This is a genomic window from Klebsiella sp. Lac1 (genome assembly GCF_009825425.1).
Classification (GTDB): Bacteria; Pseudomonadota; Gammaproteobacteria; order Enterobacterales; family Enterobacteriaceae; genus Klebsiella; species Klebsiella electrica.
The window spans coordinates 542,898-562,659 of sequence record NZ_VJZJ01000004.1 but is presented as its reverse complement, the minus strand read 5'-3'; the positions used below and the strand labels follow the sequence as shown (position 1 = coordinate 562,659).

16 protein-coding genes are annotated in these 19,762 nt (G+C 57.1%); 10 read left to right on the top strand and 6 right to left on the bottom strand.

Going from position 1 to position 19,762, the window contains the following annotated elements; all coding sequences use genetic code 11:
* Positions 1 to 127 precede the first annotated feature (127 nt).
* Both argE and ppc read left to right on the top strand, forming a co-directional pair.
* The gene (gene argE / locus FNY10_RS25085; RefSeq protein ID WP_131050448.1) at positions 128 to 1,279 is read left to right on the top strand and encodes an acetylornithine deacetylase; all 1,152 of its coding nucleotides are present in this window, start codon (positions 128 to 130) and stop codon (positions 1,277 to 1,279) included.
* A gap of 255 nt (positions 1,280 to 1,534) precedes the next feature.
* A complete protein-coding gene (gene ppc / locus FNY10_RS25080; protein WP_100685405.1) occupies positions 1,535 to 4,186 on the top strand; it encodes a phosphoenolpyruvate carboxylase in 2,652 nt (883 codons plus the stop codon).
* A 104-nt stretch (positions 4,187 to 4,290) separates the two neighbouring features.
* On the opposite strand, the gene zinT is transcribed toward ppc, so the two are convergent.
* Complete coding sequence (zinT, locus tag FNY10_RS25075) at positions 4,291 to 4,941, bottom strand: metal-binding protein ZinT (protein ID WP_100685406.1); 651 nt, start codon at positions 4,939 to 4,941, stop codon at positions 4,291 to 4,293.
* Positions 4,942 to 5,092: 151 nt separating this feature from the next.
* Between zinT and FNY10_RS25070 the strand changes: the two genes are divergently transcribed.
* The 3 genes from FNY10_RS25070 (at position 5,093) to gldA (ending at position 7,971) form a co-directional block, all read left to right on the top strand.
* Entirely contained in the window at positions 5,093 to 5,950 is an 858-nt protein-coding gene (locus tag FNY10_RS25070) for an AraC family transcriptional regulator (protein ID WP_160704110.1), read from the top strand.
* 200 nt (positions 5,951 to 6,150) lie between these two features.
* Complete coding sequence (gene fsa / locus FNY10_RS25065) at positions 6,151 to 6,813, top strand: fructose-6-phosphate aldolase (RefSeq protein WP_100685408.1); 663 nt, start codon at positions 6,151 to 6,153, stop codon at positions 6,811 to 6,813.
* Positions 6,814 to 6,867: 54 nt separating this feature from the next.
* Positions 6,868 to 7,971, top strand: a complete 1,104-nt coding sequence (gene gldA, locus FNY10_RS25060; RefSeq protein WP_160704112.1) for a bifunctional L-1,2-propanediol dehydrogenase/glycerol dehydrogenase — start codon at positions 6,868 to 6,870, stop codon at positions 7,969 to 7,971.
* Positions 7,972 to 8,001: 30 nt separating this feature from the next.
* Here the strand turns inward: gldA and metF are convergent, their stop codons facing one another.
* Together metF and FNY10_RS25050 are read right to left on the bottom strand one after the other, a co-directional pair.
* Complete coding sequence (gene metF / locus FNY10_RS25055) at positions 8,002 to 8,892, bottom strand: methylenetetrahydrofolate reductase (RefSeq protein ID WP_131050443.1); 891 nt, start codon at positions 8,890 to 8,892, stop codon at positions 8,002 to 8,004.
* Positions 8,893 to 9,059: 167 nt separating this feature from the next.
* Complete coding sequence (locus FNY10_RS25050; RefSeq protein ID WP_160704114.1) at positions 9,060 to 9,959, bottom strand: LysR family transcriptional regulator; 900 nt, start codon at positions 9,957 to 9,959, stop codon at positions 9,060 to 9,062.
* A 90-nt stretch (positions 9,960 to 10,049) separates the two neighbouring features.
* Here FNY10_RS25050 and FNY10_RS25045 point away from each other — a divergent pair, with 90 nt between their 5' ends.
* The gene (locus FNY10_RS25045) at positions 10,050 to 10,421 is read left to right on the top strand and encodes a carboxymuconolactone decarboxylase family protein (protein WP_100685411.1); all 372 of its coding nucleotides are present in this window, start codon (positions 10,050 to 10,052) and stop codon (positions 10,419 to 10,421) included.
* Positions 10,422 to 10,465: 44 nt separating this feature from the next.
* Here the strand turns inward: FNY10_RS25045 and FNY10_RS25040 are convergent, their stop codons facing one another.
* Positions 10,466 to 12,898 carry a bifunctional aspartate kinase/homoserine dehydrogenase II gene (locus FNY10_RS25040; protein WP_100685412.1) on the bottom strand — a complete coding sequence of 811 codons (2,433 nt, stop codon included), beginning with the start codon at positions 12,896 to 12,898 and terminating at the stop codon, positions 10,466 to 10,468.
* A gap of 2 nt (positions 12,899 to 12,900) precedes the next feature.
* On the bottom strand, positions 12,901 to 14,061 hold the full coding sequence (metB, locus tag FNY10_RS25035) for a cystathionine gamma-synthase (protein WP_100685413.1): 1,161 nt from the start codon (positions 14,059 to 14,061) through the stop codon (positions 12,901 to 12,903).
* A 267-nt stretch (positions 14,062 to 14,328) separates the two neighbouring features.
* Between metB and metJ the strand changes: the two genes are divergently transcribed.
* Positions 14,329 to 14,646 (top strand): met regulon transcriptional regulator MetJ, encoded by a 318-nt coding sequence (gene metJ, locus FNY10_RS25030; RefSeq protein ID WP_004869405.1) that lies wholly within the window; start codon positions 14,329 to 14,331, stop codon positions 14,644 to 14,646.
* Positions 14,647 to 14,772: 126 nt separating this feature from the next.
* On the opposite strand, the gene rpmE is transcribed toward metJ, so the two are convergent.
* Entirely contained in the window at positions 14,773 to 14,988 is a 216-nt protein-coding gene (gene rpmE / locus FNY10_RS25025; RefSeq protein ID WP_004869403.1) for a 50S ribosomal protein L31, read from the bottom strand.
* Between the two features lie 241 nt (positions 14,989 to 15,229).
* On the opposite strand from rpmE, the gene priA reads away from it, so the two are divergent.
* From priA to ftsN, 3 genes are all read left to right on the top strand, one after another.
* Positions 15,230 to 17,425: a primosomal protein N' gene (priA, locus tag FNY10_RS25020; protein WP_160704116.1), complete on the top strand. Its 2,196-nt coding sequence runs from the start codon at positions 15,230 to 15,232 to the stop codon at positions 17,423 to 17,425.
* Positions 17,426 to 17,576: 151 nt separating this feature from the next.
* Positions 17,577 to 18,605, top strand: a complete 1,029-nt coding sequence (cytR, locus tag FNY10_RS25015; protein WP_100685415.1) for a DNA-binding transcriptional regulator CytR — start codon at positions 17,577 to 17,579, stop codon at positions 18,603 to 18,605.
* 91 nt (positions 18,606 to 18,696) lie between these two features.
* The gene (ftsN, locus tag FNY10_RS25010) at positions 18,697 to 19,689 is read left to right on the top strand and encodes a cell division protein FtsN (RefSeq protein ID WP_100685416.1); all 993 of its coding nucleotides are present in this window, start codon (positions 18,697 to 18,699) and stop codon (positions 19,687 to 19,689) included.
* Positions 19,690 to 19,762 lie beyond the last annotated feature (73 nt).

Here is a 19,762-nt window from a genome sequence, read left to right as displayed (position 1 = left end):
CTCACCCTGTTAAGCCGTAAGCACTTTCCCTACATTTTATGGGTTTTCTTACGCTCAACGATAATGTATTTTTATTCACAAATACTGCATGAATATTGATACTATCACGACCCGAGGTGTGTCAACAATGAAAAACAATTTACCGCCCTTTATCGAGATTTACCGCGCATTGATCGCCACACCTTCCATCAGCGCGACCGAAGAGGCGCTGGATCAAAGTAATGAGACTTTAATCAATTTACTCGCCGGCTGGTTCCGCGAAATTGGCTTCAATGTCGAAGTACAGCCGGTGCCGGATACGCGCAACAAATTTAATATGCTGGCCAGTACCGGCCACGGCGCTGGCGGCCTGCTCCTTGCCGGACATACCGATACCGTTCCCTTTGATGACGGCCGCTGGACCCGCGATCCTTTTACCCTCACCGAGCACGAAAACAAGCTGTACGGCCTCGGCACCGCCGACATGAAAGGCTTTTTTGCCTTTATTCTGGATGCCCTGCGCGATGTTGATGTCAGTAAGCTGAAAAAACCGCTCTACATCCTGGCGACCGCCGATGAAGAGACCAGCATGGCCGGCGCCCGTTACTTTGCCGAAACGACCCTGCTACGCCCGGATTGCGCCATCATCGGCGAACCGACCTCTCTGCAGCCGGTACGCGCGCACAAAGGCCATATGTCCAACGCCATTCGTATCCAGGGGCAGTCCGGCCACTCCAGCGATCCGGCGCGCGGCGTCAACGCCATTGAGCTGATGCACGATGCCATTGGTCGTATCATGCAGCTGCGCGACTCGCTCAAAGAGCGTTATCACTACGCTGCCTTCACCGTACCGTATCCGACGCTCAACCTCGGGGCTATCCATGGCGGCGACGCGTCAAACCGCATCTGCGCCTGCTGCGAGCTGCATATGGACATTCGCCCGCTTCCGGGTATGACGCTCAACGACCTCAACGGACTGCTGGATGAAGCGCTGGCGCCGGTTAGCGAGCGCTGGCCGGGCCGCCTGACCGTCTCCGAGCTGCATCCGCCGATTCCGGGTTATGAATGCCCGCCGGACCACCGGCTGGTTCAGGTCGTGGAAAAGCTACTCGGCGCACAAACTGAAGTCGTGAACTACTGCACCGAAGCCCCGTTTATCCAGACAATCTGCCCGACGCTGGTTTTAGGTCCTGGCTCCATTAATCAGGCCCACCAGCCGGATGAATATCTGGAAACCCGCTTTATCAAGCCGACCCGGGAGCTGATTACACAGGTTGTCCACCATTTCTGCTGGCATTGAAAGCCTGCGGATCCCGCCTCTTTTCCTGAGGCGGGACGGTGATTCTTCCCACATTTCCATAAGCAACACTTATCAGAAGACGTCTGAGTTAAATTTCGCAAATTGCCGCCATTTATTCGTTTGCTGAAGCGATTTCGCAACAATTGACGTGGGGGTTTTTACGTGGCTTTATAAAAGACGGCTGCTTATCCGCCGCTCAACGTTGCAGAGTGCCGGGTATAACAAAATAAAATGAGATGGGGTGTCTGGGGTAACATGAACGAACAATATTCCGCTTTGCGTAGTAATGTCAGTATGCTCGGTAAGGTGCTAGGCGATACCATCAAGGATGCTCTGGGAGAGAACATTCTTGATCGTGTCGAAACTATCCGTAAATTGTCAAAGTCTTCTCGCGCCGGCAATGAAGCCAATCGCCAGGAATTGCTCACCACGCTGCAAAACTTGTCCAATGACGAGCTGCTGCCGGTCGCGCGCGCCTTCAGTCAGTTTCTGAACCTGGCCAACACCGCTGAGCAATACCACAGTATTTCGCCAAACGGCGAAGCGGCCAGCAATCCGGAAGTGATTGCCCGCACCCTGAGAAAGCTTAAAGAACAGCCTCATCTCAACGAAGACACCATTAAAAAAGCGGTGGAATCCCTCTCTCTGGAGCTGGTACTCACCGCTCACCCCACCGAGATCACCCGTCGTACGCTTATCCACAAAATGGTGGAAGTGAACAACTGCCTGAAGCAGCTTGATAACAAAGATATCGCTGACTACGAGCACCACCAGCTGATGCGCCGTCTGCGCCAGCTGATTGCCCAGTCATGGCATACGGATGAGATCCGCAAATACCGCCCGACGCCGGTAGACGAAGCAAAATGGGGTTTTGCCGTTGTTGAAAACAGCCTGTGGGAAGGTGTACCAAACTACCTGCGCGAGCTGAACGAACAGTTGGAAGAGAACCTCGGTTATCAGCTGCCGGTGGACTTCGTCCCGGTACGCTTCACCTCCTGGATGGGCGGCGACCGCGACGGCAACCCGAATGTCACCGCCGATATTACCCGCCACGTGCTGCTGCTGAGCCGCTGGAAAGCAACCGACCTGTTCCTGAAAGATATTCAACTGCTGATTTCCGAACTGTCGATGGTCGAGTGTACCGACGAGGTGCGGGAGCTGGCTGGCAAGGAAGGCGAGCAGGAACCGTATCGCTATCTGATGAAAAAGATGCGTACCCAGCTGATGGAAACGCAGGCCTGGCTCGAAGCTCGCCTGAAAGGGCAGAAGCTGCCGAAACCTGCCGGCCTGCTTACCCAGAACGAACAGCTGTGGGAGCCGCTTTACGCCTGCTATAAATCGCTGCAGGCCTGCGGCATGGGCATTATTGCCAACGGCGAACTGCTCGATACCCTGCGCCGCGTGAAATCGTTTGGCGTACCGCTGGTGCGTATCGATATCCGCCAGGAAAGCACCCGCCATACCGAAGCGCTGGGTGAGATGACCCGTTATCTTGGTATTGGCGATTACGAAAGCTGGTCAGAAGCCGACAAACAGGCATTCCTGATCCGCGAGCTGAACTCCAAACGTCCGCTGCTGCCGCGTCACTGGGAGCCAAGCAATGAAACCCGCGAAGTGCTCGATACCTGCAAAGTGATCGCCGAAGCGCCGCGCGGATCTATCGCCGCCTACGTGATCTCCATGGCGAAGACGCCATCCGACGTGCTGGCGGTGCATCTGCTGCTGAAAGAGGCCGGTATCGGCTTCGCCCTGCCGGTGGCGCCGCTGTTCGAAACCCTGGATGACCTGAACAACGCCAACGACGTCATGACCCAGTTGCTGAATATCGACTGGTATCGCGGCTTTATCCAGGGCAAACAGATGGTCATGATTGGCTATTCTGACTCAGCAAAAGATGCCGGCGTAATGGCCGCTTCCTGGGCGCAATACCAGGCGCAGGATGCGTTGATCAAAACCTGCGAAAAAGCCGGTATTGAACTCACGCTGTTCCACGGCCGCGGGGGTTCTATCGGTCGTGGCGGCGCCCCGGCGCACGCGGCGCTGCTTTCGCAGCCTCCGGGAAGCCTGAAAGGTGGCCTGCGCGTAACCGAACAGGGCGAGATGATTCGCTTTAAGTACGGTTTGCCGGAAGTCACTATCAGCAGCCTGTCACTCTATACCAGCGCAATTCTGGAAGCCAACCTGCTGCCGCCGCCGGAGCCAAAAGCAGAGTGGCGCGATATCATGGCCGAGCTGTCCGATGTCTCGTGCAAAATGTACCGTGGCTATGTGCGTGAAAATAAAGATTTCGTACCTTACTTCCGCTCCGCAACCCCGGAGCAGGAGTTGGGTAAACTGCCGTTAGGTTCACGCCCGGCAAAACGCCGTCCAACCGGCGGCGTCGAATCGCTGCGCGCGATTCCGTGGATCTTCGCCTGGACGCAAAACCGCCTGATGCTGCCCGCCTGGTTGGGCGCTGGCGCGGCGCTGCAGAAAGTGGTCGAAGGCGGTAAGCAAAGTGAACTGGAAGCCATGTGCCGCGACTGGCCGTTCTTCTCCACCCGCCTCGGCATGCTGGAAATGGTCTACTCGAAAGCCGACCTGTGGCTGGCGGAGTACTACGATCAGCGCCTGGTGAAACCGGAGCTGTGGACGCTGGGCACGGAGCTGCGCAAGCTGCTGGCTGCCGACATCAACGTCGTGCTGGCGATTGCTAACGACTCGCATCTGATGGCCGATCTGCCGTGGATAGCCGAGTCTATCCAGCTGCGTAACATCTATACCGACCCGCTGAACGTCCTGCAGGCAGAACTGCTGCACCGTTCGCGTCTGGCGGAAGCCGAAGGTAAAGAGCCGGATCCGCGCGTTGAACAAGCGCTGATGGTCACGATTGCGGGTGTTGCCGCCGGGATGCGCAACACGGGCTAATTTATCAGCCGTTCCCGGCAAGACGATATTTGCCGGGAAAAACCGGTTAGCGTTTTATCCGGTTACACTTTCCCCGGTCCGCGTCACGCGACCGGGGATTTTTATTAATGGTGCAGCATTTCGTCGACAATCTGCTCTTTATGCAGCGCATAAGGATAATAGGTCGGCCAGTTATCCATCTCTTTCAGCAGCGCCTCCTGCGAGTCATTCCCCATAAAGATGTGGAAATGCTGTGATTTGCGCGGTCCAATCGTATGATCGCTGAACTGAACAAATTTCGGCGCTTTTGACTCCGCCTGCTGGCATTCGAACAGGTAACGCACCCCCTTCTTGCCGGAAGCATAGGTCAGGATCTTATAGCCGGAATAGGTGTATTTACAGGCATTAACGGCCTTGCCAACGTGGAACTCCATCACGTTATCTTCGATCCCAATCTGGTCTACGTCGGTGGCATACCCCTTCTTATAATATTCCCGATATTCCGCCACGCTCTTGCCGCCCGCCTTTTTGGCTTTTTGTTCCAGTACCGGATCCAAATCGCCATTCAGCAGATACGGATTTACCGACTGCCAGATCCCGTCCCAGTCGCTTAGCGCCCGATCTTTAACGTCTGCATCGGCAAAAATACCCTCGCTGGCCTTAACCTCCGCTTCCGTTAACGCGGGGCCATGGCTATGGTGGCCGTGGGCAAAGGTCTGAGCGCTGGCTAACAGCATGCCAACACCCAGCGCAAGGGCAGAAATCTTTTTGGTCATCACTCTCTCCTGAGTTATCATTTGCAATGATATGTTACGATATAACATATCACACACAATCTGCAACACCGTCCCCCTCACTGCCCTCTGACTTTTACCCTTTCCACGCTGTCCGGTATGATAAAAACGTGGCGCCTTCTACGGAGCAAGAATGGATACCGATCTCAACCAACACATCGACGCGTTAATCAAAATCCCGGCAACGATCCGGCAGATCCGATTTGCCAGCGACCATCGCCCGGCTTCCGGTCACGTGCAGCAGGTTGATTTCCCACGCCTCGAAATCATGCTTGAAGGGCAGCTTCACGATGCCGGCATCAAAGCCGATCCGCCCGTACTGTCCCGGCATGACGTGCTGTTTATTCCCGCCGGCGGATGGCATTCACCCCGTTGGCAGTCGCCCTGTACCGTCCTGAGTATTGTGTTTGGCAAGCAACAGTTAGAGCTCACCCTGACGCGCTGGAACGGCAGTACGTTGAATGTTGAGGATAAGCTTCAGGTACCGCGCCGCGGCCCCCGGACGGGCTCCTTCCTGCTCCAGGCGCTCAGTGAGATGCAGATGCAGATGCAACCGCAGGAACAACACACCGCGCGATACATCGTTATCAGCCTGTTGAGCCACTGCGCCGATCTGCTTGGCAGCCAGGTGCACACCGCCTCCCGAAGCCAGGCGCTGTTTGAGGCGATCCGCAAATATATCGACGCTCGTTTTGCCGAACCGTTAACCCGCGAATCGGTGGCGCAGGAATTTTATCTCTCGCCAAACTATCTCTCCCATCTGTTCCAGAAATGCGGGCCTATGGGGTTCAACGAGTATCTGAATCACATCCGCCTTGAGCAGGCCCGCATGCTGTTAAAAGGCCACGACATGAAAATTAAAGATGTCGCTCACGCCTGTGGTTTTGTCGACAGCAACTATTTCTGCCGTCTGTTTCGCAAGAATACCGAACGCTCCCCCTCCGAGTATCGCCGTCAGTATCACAGCCAGTTGACGGAGAAGCCGCGCTAAGCGGAAACTAGATTTTTGTAAGTTTTTTACGATAATCCTGCCCGGCTTTGCCAGATATAGCTGGAAAATGTGATCTAAATCATCCTTACCCGCAATGCGTACATTTATCCAGTTTTTGGCAAATTTGTCATCTGGCGACCCGCCGACGAGAAGCCGTATCCTTACCTCAACATCACTGAATTGAGCATTGAGGAAAGGCTATGGAACTCTATCTGGACACCGCGAACGTCGCAGAAGTTGAACGTCTGGCGCGCATCTATCCGCTGGCCGGCGTGACCACCAACCCGAGCATTATCGCCGCAGGCAAAACGCCTGTCTGGGATGTTCTCCCGCGCCTGCAAAAGGCCATTGGACCCGATGGAACGCTGTTTGCTCAGACCATGAGCCGCGATGCTGAGGGCATGGTGGCGGAAGCCAAACGACTGAGTAACGCCGTTCCGGGCATCGTGGTTAAAATCCCGGTCACCGCTGAAGGCCTCGCCGCTATCAAATTACTGAAAAAAGAAGGCATCCCGACGCTGGGTACCGCGGTCTATAGCGCCGCGCAGGGGCTGCTGGCAGCGCTGGCGGGCGCAAAATATGTTGCCCCTTACGTCAACCGCGTCGATGCCCAGGGGGGAGACGGGATTCGCATGGTGCAGGAGCTGCAATCCCTGCTGGAGCAGCATGCGCCAGGAAGCAAAGTGCTGGCCGCCAGCTTTAAAACCCCGCGTCAGGCGCTGGATTGCCTGCTGACCGGCTGCGAAGCAATCACCCTCCCCTTAGACGTCGCGCAACACATGCTCGGCACCCCTGCGGTAGAGTCAGCCATAGAGAAATTTGAACAAGACTGGAATAACGCTTTTGGCAATCTGAACCTGTAACCCGATTATCGCGTCGCCAGAGGACGGCGCCACGATCAACCAGGAGGAATAGAAATGGATCGCATTATTCAATCCCCAGGCAAATATATTCAGGGCGCAAATGCTATCACCCGCCTTGGCCACTATCTCAAACCGCTGGCCGAACGCTGGCTCATTGTTGGCGACAAGTTTGTGCTGGGTTTTGCCGCAGAAAAGCTGCGTAAAAGCCTGACCGATGCGGGTCTGGTTGCGGAAATCGTGCCGTTTGGCGGTGAATGCTCGCATAATGAAATCAATCGCTTGCGCGATATCGCTGGCGCTGCTCGCTGCAATGCCGTGCTGGGAATCGGCGGAGGAAAAACGCTGGATACCGCAAAAGCATTAGCCCACTTTATGAATCTTCCGGTGGTGATTGCCCCGACAATTGCCTCAACGGACGCCCCCTGCAGCGCGCTCTCGGTTATCTATACCGACAAGGGAGAGTTTGACAGCTATCTGATGCTGCCGCACAACCCGAACATGGTGATTGTCGATACGCAAATCGTCGCCGGCGCGCCGCCACGTCTGCTGGCAGCGGGTATCGGCGATGCGCTCGCCACCTGGTTTGAAGCCCGCGCCTGTTCACGCAGCGGCGCTACGACCATGGCCGGAGGCAAATGCACTCAGGCGGCGCTGGCGCTGGCTGAACTGTGCTACAACACGCTGCTTGAAGAAGGTGAAAAAGCGATGCTGGCGGCGGAGCAACACGTCGTCACACCGGCGCTGGAGAAGGTTATCGAAGCCAACACCTATCTGAGCGGCGTCGGCTTTGAAAGCGGCGGTCTGGCGGCAGCGCATGCGATCCATAACGGCCTCACCGCCATTGCCGACGCGCATCACTACTATCACGGTGAAAAAGTCGCTTTCGGGACGCTGACGCAACTGGTGCTGGAAAATGCCCCGGTGGAAGAGATAGAAACCGTCGCCGCGTTATGTCACAGCGTGGGCCTGCCGATCACCCTGGCACAGCTGGATATTAAAGGGGATATTGCCGAAAAAATGCGCATTGTCGCCGAAGCGGCCTGCGCGGAAGGGGAAACTATCCACAACATGCCCGGCGGCGCGACGCCAGACCAGGTCTACGCGGCATTACGGGTCGCTGACCAGTACGGCCAGCGTTTTCTGCATGAATGGGAATAAAGCATAATGGCCCTCGATGAGGGCCATTTTTTATACTGCCGGGCGAACGCCCAGGGTGTGGCAGATAGCGTAGCTCATCTCGGCGCGGTTCAGCGTGTAGAAGTGGAAATCCTTCACCCCTTCGCGGCTTAAAATTTTCACCATGTCCATCGCAATATTGGCACCGACCAGCTGGCGAGTTTCCGCATCGTTATCCAGACCCTCAAACATTTTTGACATCCACGTTGGAATACGCACGTTGGTCATGTCGGCAAACTTTTTCGCCTGTTTGAAGTTAGAAACCGGCAGGATGCCCGGAATAATTTCAACATCGATCCCGGCAGACACGCAGCGATCGCGAAAACGCAAATAGCTTTCGACGTCAAAGAAAAACTGGGTAATCGCGCGGTTCGCGCCGGCTTCGACTTTCCGCTTCAGGTTCAGCAGATCGGCCTGCGCGCTTTTGGCTTCCGGGTGAACTTCAGGATAGGCCGCAACGGAAATATCAAAATCTCCGACCTCCTTCAACAGCGTCACCAGGTCCGCCGCATACATATCAGGCTTACCGCTGCCCGGCGGCAGGTCGCCGCGCAGGGCAACGATGTGGCGAATACCGTTGTTCCAGTAGTCTTCGGCGATCGTGCGCAGTTCATCGCGGCTGGCGTCAATACAGGTCAGATGCGGCGCCGCTTCCAGACCAGTACGTTCCTTGATGCCCTTAATGATGCTATGGGTGCGATCGCGCTCGCCGGAGTTGGCGCCATAGGTCACCGAGACAAACTTTGGCTTCAGGCTGCTTAAGCGATCGATGGACTTCCACAAGGTTTGCTCCATTTCACTGGTGCGCGGCGGGAAGAATTCAAAGGACACGTTAATCTGGCCCTGTACTTCTGCCAGGCTCTGATTCAGGGCTTCCCGCTGATTGGCGTGAAAAAAGCTCATACCTTACCTCATCAATCGCATTTTATTGTTTGTTGTGTTGCGAACTTCTATACGTTTAGACGTCCAGATGTAAAAATGACGGAAAAGTGCCCGGGCGTCAATAGAAAAATCAGCGTAAAGAGTGAGGAATATTCAGTGAAGATGAGATGACTTCATCTCACTCCACGCTAAGATAATGATTCCTCAATAAACGGCAGCAACCACGCGCGCAAAGCGTCATCTTCCGGCCGCGTCACTAATCCCAGCGACAAACGCAAGCGAGTCCCCTCCAGCGGATGAAATACCACCCCCTGGCGCTGTATTGCGGCAAATGACGCTGGCAGCAAAATCATCCCTTCTCCGCGTGCGATGCGCGCCAGCAGAACGTCATGCTCAGCGGGCTCCTCCACATACGCCGGCACGTAGCCAATACGATCAAAAATACGCCGGGTTGCGTCAAAAAAGGCCGGATTACGTTCGCGCCGAAACCAAAACAGCGGTCGGTGATTCAGGGTTTCTAAAGCCAGCCGGGGAATCGTAGATTCCGGCCATGACGCGGGTAGCGCCGCAATCAACGATTCATGATAGGGCAAAGGAGAAAACGTTAATCCATCGGCATTCAGCGGCAGCGCAACCAGCGCGGCGTTTAGCTTGCCTTTGCGCACCTGCTGAGCCAGGGCGGGCGAAGCGCGGCGAAGGAGGGAGAGCGCACTGGCCTTGCGGCTCAACGCCGATTCCAGAGATGCAAAGATACCCTGCTCAAAAGCGGTCGTCAGCCCCAGACGTAAAGGCTGCTGGCGATCGTCGGACAGCTGACCTAGCGCGCTCAGCGTCGTCTCCTGCAGCGCCAGAAGCGGACGAATAAGCTCCAGCACCCGCTCACCCTCTGCGGTAAGAATCAGCCCTTTGGTATGACGGACAAAGAGCGTCACGCCCAGCAGCGTTTCCAGATGGCGGATATGGCGACTCAGCGGCGGCTGCGAGATGAACAACCGCTGCGCCGCCCGACTGATATTATTCTCTTCCGCCACCACGGCAAAATAGCGCAGCAGGCGGATATCAAGAGTCTGTAAACGTAAATTTGTCATACCTGAAAGGTATCACGAAAAGGGTATTACTCAAGTCCGGTTAACGCCTCTAACCTTCCTGCCAATACACCATCATTATGAGGAAAGATCATGACATCAGAGCGTTATACCACCGGCCTCGACATGTTGCAGCGCGTTGACGGCAAAGGCGGCGATGCCGTCGTTAAAAGCCTGCAGGCCATCGCCCCGGACTTTGCCCGCTACCTGATTGAATTCCCGTTTGGCGATATTTACGCCCGACCGGGGCTCGATTTACGCAGCCGTGAAATCGCCACCATTGCCGCCTTAACGGCGCTGGGCAACGCCGCGCCACAGCTAAAAGTGCATATTGCCGCCGGGTTGCACGTCGGCCTGTCGCAGGAGGAGATTATCGAAGTTATCATGCAGATGGCGGTGTATGCCGGATTCCCGGCGGCCTTAAATGGCCTGTTCGCCGCCAAAGAAGTTTTTGCGGCGCAGTGAGACTCCGAGACCAGACGCCGGTCTGGTCTCGGGCAGAGGCAGGGTTACAGCAGTTGCGCCAGACGGTTAATATCCGACTGAATGGCGCCAGCGGTCACATCGCGACCGGCACCCGGTCCACGGATGACCAGCGGGTTATCGCGGTACCAGCGGCTCTCGATGGCAAAAACGTTATCGCACGGCAGCAGGGCCGCCAGCGGATGCTCCTCGCGGACGGCTTCAACGCCAACCCGCGCTTTTCCGTTGGCATCAAAACGCGCCACATAGCGCAGAACCAGCCCCAGCTCGCGGGCGGCTTCCAGGCGCTGCAGCATCTGTTCGTTCAGCTCTTCGCCATTCTCAAAGAAGTGATCCACAGAGCCCTCTTCACAGTGCGCAGGCACCAGCGATTCCACGCGCACCTGATCGGGCTCGATGTCATAACCGGCTTCGCGCGCAAGGATAACCAGCTTACGCATCACATCTTTTCCCGCCAGATCAACGCGCGGGTCCGGCTCCGTCAGCCCCTGTTGCCAGGCCTGATCGACCAGATCGGTAAACGGTACGGTGCCGTCAAACTGCAGGAACAGCCAGGAGAGGGTGCCGGAGAAAATACCGCTCAACGCCAGAATGGTATCGCCGCTGTCAATCAGGTCGCGCACGGTATGGTTCACCGGCAGACCCGCACCAACGGTGGCGTTGTACAGCCAGTGACGACCCGTTTTCTCGAACGCGTCGTGAATCTGACGGTATTTGTCGCTGCTGCTGGCGCCGGCCAGCTTATTCGCGCTGATGACGTGGAAACCATGGCTGGCAAAATCGAGGTACTGATCGGCCAGCTGCTCGCTGGCGGTCACGTCCAGCACCACCAAATCATCATAGGGATGAGCGCGCATCCACAGGAATAGCGACTCTTCATCCTGCTCAACGGCTTCATCGTTGAAGAAGGCCAACGCGCGGCTGGCATCCAGCCCCTCGTAGTTAAGCAGGCTGCGGCGGCTGTCCACCACCCCGGCGAGGACAAACTCAAAGCCGGTGCGGGCTGAGAGCGTGCTCTGTTCGCGGGCAAACAGCTCCAGCCAGCGCGAACCGATATTGCCTTTACCAAAAAGGACCAGGCCAATACGCTTTTCTGCCCGAAACAGGGACTGATGCAGGCCCTGAATCAGGCTTTCCGTCGGCCCTGCGCGCAGCACCGCCACCAGGCTAATTCCCTCTTCGGACTGCCAGGTAAATTCCACCGGCTGCCCTTTCAGCTGCTGCCAGAAACGGTGGCAGTGCAGCGGGTTACGGCTGACGCCCGCCCCGACCATCGCCACCAGCGCCAGCTTCTGGCGCAGGCGCAGCTCGCCCGGCAGACCGGCTTCATCGAGCAGGCGCAGCGCGCTGTCGGCCACTTCCGAGGTGTAGCAGAACTGCAGCAGCTTACGGTCAGCATGCACCCCCACCGCCAGCGGGCGCAGCTGGGCGCGTTTAAAGATAAGATCCAGTTCCTTGTGCGCCAGCTTGAAATCCTGCCCGGCGGGCACCTGGAACTCAATCAGGCAGACATCATCATGACTGGTCACAATACGTGCGCCGGTACCGGACGCCAGCACGCGCTCAATGCGCGTGGAGCCTTGCTCAGGCGTATAGCTACAGCGGAGCTGCAGATCGATATCGCTACCGGAGACCGGCTGAAGGGTACGGGCGTGCAGAACCGGGGCCGCCAGACGCGCCAGCTCGCTGGCTTCATCCAGGCGCAGCAGCGGCAGCAGGCACGCATCCTTCACCTTACGCGGGTCCGCGCTGTAAACCCCGGCCACGTCGCTCCAGATAGTGACGCGAGACGCCCCGGCCAGGGCGCCAATCTGGGTAGCGGAATAGTCAGAACCATTACGCCCCAGCAGGACGGTTTCCCCGGCGTTGTTGCGCGAGATGAAGCCGGTCACCACCAGACGTTTGTTGGGATGTTGCGCCATCAGCTGTTGCAGCAGCGGATAAGACAGACCTTCATCCACCTGCGGCTGCGCAGCGCGCTCGGCGCGCAGGAAGCTGCGCGCGTCAAGCCATGCCGCTTCCAGTCCCAGCTGGTTAAGCACTGCGGCCATCAGACGTGCGGACCACACTTCGCCGTGGCCGACCACTTCAGCGTATACCGCATCGGTCACGCCGCTATCCAGCAAGCCGGCGAGACGCTCAAGATCGTGAATAAACGACGCGATCAGCGTATCCGCCGCTTCTGCCGACAGCAGGCTGGCGATTAGCTCCTGATGATAACGGCGCAGCGACTGCTGTACCTGATGCGCAGAAAGGCGGTCGGTCTGGCTGAGCTTCAGCCAGCTAATCAGCTGGTTGGTGGTGCTGCCCGCGGCGGAGACAACCATCATGTCGCCGGCCTGCGAGTATTCCGTCATGATCCCCGCGACGCGCAGGTAACATTTCGCATCCGCTAAACTACTCCCACCAAATTTGTGCAGCTGACGACCCTTCGTCCCTGCCTGCGCATTCACACTCATGTTTATTCCTCGTTTGCCGCCCGGAAGCCATTTTCCAGGTCGGCAATTAAATCTTCACCATCTTCAATACCGGTCGAAATACGCAGAAGCGTTTCTGAAATCCCCGCCGCCGCGCGCGCCTCAGGCGCCATACCTGCATGGGTCATCGTCGCAGCGTGCGAAATCAGACTTTCTACGCCCCCCAGCGATTCGGCCAGCGTAAACAGCGATAATCCGCTCAGAAAACGACGCAACGTCTGCTCATCGCCCTTCAGCTCAAAGCTTAACATCGCGCCAAAACCTTTTTGCTGACGGGCAGCAATCTCATGCCCCTGATTTTCCGGCAGAGACGGATGATACAGTTTTTTCACCAGCGGCTGGGTTTTCAGATAGTCGACAATCGCCAGCGCATTGCGCTGTGCGACTTCCATACGCGGAGAGAGCGTACGTAAACCACGCAGCAGCAGGTAGCTATCAAATGCGCTGCCGGTCACGCCGATATTATTCGCCCACCATGCCAGTTCGGTGACAAGAGCCGGATCTTTCGCAATCACCACACCGGCCACCACGTCAGAATGTCCGTTCAGGTATTTTGTGCACGAATGCAGCACCAGATCGGCTCCCAACGCCAGCGGATTTTGCAACGCCGGGCTCAGGAAGGTGTTATCCACCACGCTCACCGCACCCGCTTCACGAGCCAGCGTGCAGATTTTCGCAATATCCACCACGCGCAGCAATGGATTACTTGGACTTTCGACTAACACCAGCTTCGGTTTTTCTGCCAGGGCCGCGCTCAGCGCCTGCTCATCGTTCTGATCGACAAACAGTACCCGGTAGCAGCCGCGCTTCGCGAGGCTATCAAACAGGCGATAGCTGCCGCCGTAGCAGTCGTGAGGCGCCACCAGCAGATCGCCAGGCTTCAGGAATACGGTCGTCACCAGCAGAATCGCCGACATGCCGGTATTGGTCAGAACGGCGCCCGCTCCTCCTTCCAGCTCCGCCAGCGCGCGCTGCACCACATCGCGGGTAGGGTTACCGCGGCGGGAGTAGTCGTGGGCACGAGGTTCATTAAAGTCGATGAAGTTGTAGGTACTGGAAAGGTGAATCGGCGGGACAACGCAACCGTATTGTTCGTCGTCATTTAAACCGCTACGCACTGCGATGGTGGCCTGTTTACGCGTCATGTTGGGCAGTTCCTGGGCTGAGTCGGTGAAAAGTCAGGCACCAGAGTAATCATTGTCACAATAGACGTCAATACATCTGGACATCTAAACTTCTTTGCGTATAGATTGAGCAAATAGAGAATAGCCGTTAAAATTATATGCATTAGCGCATCTCTGCTGGGGCTTATCGGATGTCAGAACGCCCCCGCTACGGTAAACTACGCGCAATTATGGCCTGGACCCAGGGTTCTGGCCCTTAACTTATGACTAGAGGATTAAAGGTATCTCATGGCTGAATGGAGCGGCGAATATATCAGCCCATACGCTGAGCACGGTAAGAAGAGTGAGCAAGTAAAAAAAATTACGGTATCCATTCCTCTGAAGGTGTTGAAGATCCTCACCGATGAACGCACGCGTCGTCAGGTCAACAACCTGCGCCACGCCACCAATAGCGAACTGCTGTGTGAAGCGTTCCTGCATGCATTTACCGGTCAACCGTTACCCAACGATGAAGACCTGCGTAAAGAGCGCAGCGATGAGATCCCGGAAGCGGCGAAACAGATTATGCGCGAGATGGGTATCGACCCGGATACGTGGGAATACTGAGACAATAAAAAAGGCGGAAGCGATGTTCCGCCTTTTTTTTCGTCTCTGCCCACCCTGAATCTGCATACCGGGCATAACGACAAAAACAAAAAAAGCCGCCCGTGGGCGGCTTTTTCTTCCGGCAACTTACTTGCTGGTGCCTGGAACGCTGAAGCGCTTGTTGAAGCGGTCAACGCGGCCACCGGTCGCAACATCACGCTGCTTGCCAGTGTAGAACGGGTGGCATTTACCGCACACGTCGAGGTTCAGGTCGTGACCTACGGTAGAACGGATTTTCATGACATTACCGCAAGAGCAAGAAGCAGTAATTTCTTCGTATTTCGGGTGAATATCTTTTTTCATGGGAGAACCTCAGTTAAGGCCGCGTCGCTCTTCCAGCCCTAACGCCAGACACCACGCGATGTTAATAATTTCCCGGCGCAATTCCGCTAAACGCAATCCCCGGGTAATAGATTCTGATGCTGCACGAAGCGCACCAAAGGCGGCGAATCATACAGAATTTGACCAGCATATGCAAACTGATCCGCGAGCCCTTATCACAATGTGTATACTAACCGGCCAGATTTCAAGTCAGGAAGATGACATGCCCGTCGCCCACGTTGCCCTGCCCGTCCCGCTGCCCCGTACCTTTGACTACCTGCTACCTGAGGGAATGCCGGTCAAAGCGGGCTGCCGCGTGCGCGTGCCGTTCGGTAAGCAAGAGCGTATCGGGATTGTAACCGCCGTCAGCGAACGCAGCGAGCTGCCGCTGGATGAGCTCAAGCCGGTCATCGACACGCTGGATGCCGAGCCGGTATTCTCTTCTGCCGTCTGGCGACTGCTGCTGTGGGCAGCCGACTACTATCACCATCCCATCGGCGATGTGCTGTTCCACGCCCTGCCGATCATGCTTCGCCAGGGGAAACCAGCCAGCGCGGCGCCGCAGTGGTACTGGTTCGCTACCGAGCAGGGCCAGGCCGTCGATATCAACAGCCTCAAACGCTCGCCGAAGCAGCAGCAGGCTCTGGCCGCGCTGCGTCAGGGGAAGATCTGGCGTCACCAGGTTGCGGAGCTGGCGTTTAACGACGCGGCGCTGCAGGCTCTGCGTGGGAAAGGGCTTTGCGAGCTGGCAAGCGAAGCGCCCGCCCTCACCGACTGGCGAACCCACTTTGCTGTACCCGGCGAACGGCTGCGCCTCAACACCGAGCAGGCCACTGCCGTCGGGGCGATTCACAGCGCATCGGACCGTTTTTCAACCTGGCTGCTGGCGGGGATTACCGGCTCCGGGAAAACGGAAGTTTACCTCAGCGTGCTGGAAAATGTGCTGGCACAAGGCCGACAGGCGCTGGTGATGGTGCCGGAAATAGGCCTGACGCCGCAAACTATCGCCCGTTTCCGTCAGCGTTTTAACGCGCCGGTTGAAGTCCTGCACTCCGGCCTCAACGACAGCGAACGGCTTTCCGCGTGGCTGAAGGCCAAAAACGACGAAGCAGCCATCGTCATCGGCACGCGTTCCGCGCTGTTCACGCCATTCAAAAACCTGGGCGTGATCGTCATCGATGAAGAACACGACAGCTCCTATAAGCAACAGGAAGGCTGGCGCTATCACGCCCGCGATCTGGCGGTGTGGCGCGCCCATAGCGAGCAAATCCCGATTATTCTTGGCTCGGCAACCCCGGCGCTGGAGACGTTATACAATGTCCGCCAGGGGAAATATCGCCAGTTGAAGCTGACAAAGCGCGCAGGTAACGCCCGTCCGGCGCAACAGCATGTTCTGGACCTGAAAGGACAGCAATTGCAGGCGGGACTCTCCCCGGCGCTGATTAGCCGCATGCGTCAGCATTTGCAGGCCGATAATCAGGTGATTCTGTTTTTAAACCGCCGCGGTTTCGCCCCGGCGCTGCTGTGCCATGACTGCGGCTGGATAGCAGAGTGTCCGCGCTGCGACAGCTACTACACCCTGCATCAGGCACAGCATCATTTACGCTGCCACCACTGCGACAGCCAGCGTCCGATCCCGCGCCAGTGCCCCTCCTGCGGCTCAACGCATCTGGTGCCGGTCGGGCTGGGCACCGAGCAGCTGGAGCAGGCGCTGGCGCCGCTGTTTCCCGGCGTGCCGGTTTCTCGCGTCGACCGGGATACCACCAGCCGTAAAGGCGCGCTCGAACAGCACCTCTCCGATATCCATCGCGGCGGCGCACGCATCCTGATCGGCACCCAAATGCTGGCCAAAGGTCATCATTTCCCGGACGTTACCCTGGTGTCGCTGCTGGATGTCGATGGCGCGCTGTTTTCCGCCGATTTCCGCTCGGCCGAACGCTTCGCTCAGCTCTATACCCAGGTCTCTGGCCGCGCAGGGCGCGCGGGTAAACAGGGCGAGGTGATTTTGCAGACCCACCACCCGGAACATCCTCTGCTGCAAACGTTGTTGTATAAAGGCTACGACGCCTTTGCCGAACAGGCGCTGGCAGAGCGGCAGACCATGCAGCTGCCGCCGTGGACCAGCCATGTCCTGATTCGTGCCGAAGATCATAACAACCAGCAGGCGCCGTTGTTCCTGCAGCAGTTGCGTAATTTACTGCAGGCCAGTCCGCTGGCCGATGACAAACTGTGGGTGCTGGGCCCGGTTCCGGCGCTGGCGCCCAAGCGCGGGGGCCGCTGGCGCTGGCAAATTCTGCTCCAGCACCCTTCGCGCGTTCGCTTGCAGCATATCGTCAGCGGTACGCTCGCCTTGATCAATACGCTGCCGGAAGCGCGCAAGGTAAAATGGGTTCTGGACGTCGATCCTATTGAAGGTTAAGCCTTCTCTTGCGAAACGGATCGAAAAAATTTAACAACCATCACGTTTTTCATGAAAATTCTGTAACTCTCTACATCGACTATCTGCTAAAAATGTTGCTGATGTCAGTACACAAAGGAAGTGCCTGCGCCAGTGAGCGAGGAGAAAACAGGTGAAGCCCAAAAAACAGGTGGTTGCCGCCACAATGAAAGATGTCGCCCTGAAGGCTAACGTTTCAACGGCAACCGTGTCCCGAGCGTTAATGAATCCCGATAAGGTTTCTCAGACTACCCGTAACCGGGTGGAGCAGGCGGCGCTTGAAGTCGGCTATTTGCCGCAGTCGCTCGGACGCAATATGAAACGTAACGAGTCGCGTACAATTCTGGTCATCGTACCGGATATTTGCGATCCCTTTTTCAGCGAGATTATCCGCGGCATTGAGATTACCGCTGCGGAACAGGGATATCTGGTGCTGATCGGCGACTGCGCCCACCAGAACCGGCAGGAAAAGACCTTTATCGACCTGATCATTACCAAGCAGATCGACGGTATGTTGTTGCTGGGCTCCCGCCTGCCGTTTGACGCGGGGGTGGAAGAACAGCGTAATCTGCCGCCGATGGTGATGGCGAATGAATTTGCGCCGGAGCTGGAGCTGCCCACGGTGCACATCGATAACCTCACTGCCGCCTTTAATGCCGTGAATTATCTGCACGAGCTGGGCCACCAGCGTATTGGCTGTATCGCTGGTCCGGAAGAGATGCCGCTCTGCCACTATCGCCTCCAGGGCTACGTGCAGGCGCTGCGCCGTAGCGGGATCACCATCGATCCGCACTATATCGCTCGCGGTAACTTTACCTATGAAGCGGGGGCCAACGCGCTGGAGCAGCTTCTGGCGCTGCCGGTGCCGCCGACCGCGGTCTTCTGCCATAGCGATATCATGGCGCTGGGTGCGCTGTCGCTGGCAAAACGCCGGGGCCTGAAGATACCTGACGACCTGTCGATTGTCGGTTTCGATAATATCTCTTTGTCCGAATTTTGCGATCCGCCATTGACGACCGTTGCGCAACCGCGCTTTGATATTGGCCGCGAAGCAATGCTCCTGCTACTGGATCAGCTACATGGTCATAATGTGAACAGCGGTTCACGATTGCTGGACTGCGAACTGATCGTTCGCGGCAGTACACGCAAAATCAGAGCATAACCATCAGGCTTTCGGGCCTGCTCTTCTGGTCAAAGGCCCGCCGCTTAAGTAACATGGCGGACTGACGAACGAATAAAACAGCGAAACGATAGTGGCACAACGAGATTATGTACGCCGCAGCCAACCGGCTTCTTCGCGGCGCAAAAAGGGTAATACCCGAAGCTCAAGGAATAAACAGAGCAGCCTTCCGGCGGTTTCACCCACTATGGTTGCGATCGCGGCGGCAGTGCTGGTGGCCTTTATCGGTGGGCTGTACTTCATCACGCACCATAAAAAAGAAGAAGCGGAAGCGCTGCAAAACCGTCAGGCGGCAGGCAATGGCCTCCCGCCGAAACCGGAAGAACGCTGGCGCTACATTAAAGAGCTGGAAAGTCGCCAGCCAGGTGTACGCGCGCCGACTGAACCGACGGCTGGCGGGGAAGTGATGAAACCCGAGCAGTTAACCAATGAACAGCGCCAGCTGCTGGCACAAATGCAGGCGGATATGCGCCAGCAGCCGACCCAGTTGACCGAGGTGCCGTGGAACGAACAAACCCCGGCTCAGCGCCAGCAAACGCTGCAGCGTCAGCGTCTGGCGCAACAGCAGGTACAACAGCAGCAGGCTCAACAACAGTGGGCGCAAACCCAGCAGCAGGCGCCGGTGCAACAACAGCCGCGCGCGCAGCAGCGCGTTGCTGAACAGCCGTCCCCGCAGCCAAAGCCGGTACAGCAGCCGAAACAAACCGCCTCGACGCAGCAACCGTACCAGGATCTGCTGCAGACGCCTGCGCACACCGCCGCGCAGCCTAAAGCCCAGGCGGCTGCGCCGGTCACTCGCGTTGAAGAGGCGCCGAAAGCGGCGGCGGAAAAGAAAGACGATCGTAGCTGGATGATTCAGTGCGGCTCCTTTAAAGGCGCAGAACAGGCGGAAACCGTGCGGGCCCAGCTGGCGTTTGAAGGGTTCTCCTCACGCATTACCACCAACAATGGCTGGAATCGCGTGGTGATTGGGCCGCTGAAAGGCAAAGAGAGCGCCAACGATATGATCACTCGCCTGAAGATGGCCGGACACGCAAACTGCATTCGTCTCGCCGCCAGGGGTTGAAACCCTAAAAATCCCCCCCATCTATAATTGCATTCTGCCCCGCGTGAAGCGCGGGGCCCCTATTTCGTTTTTG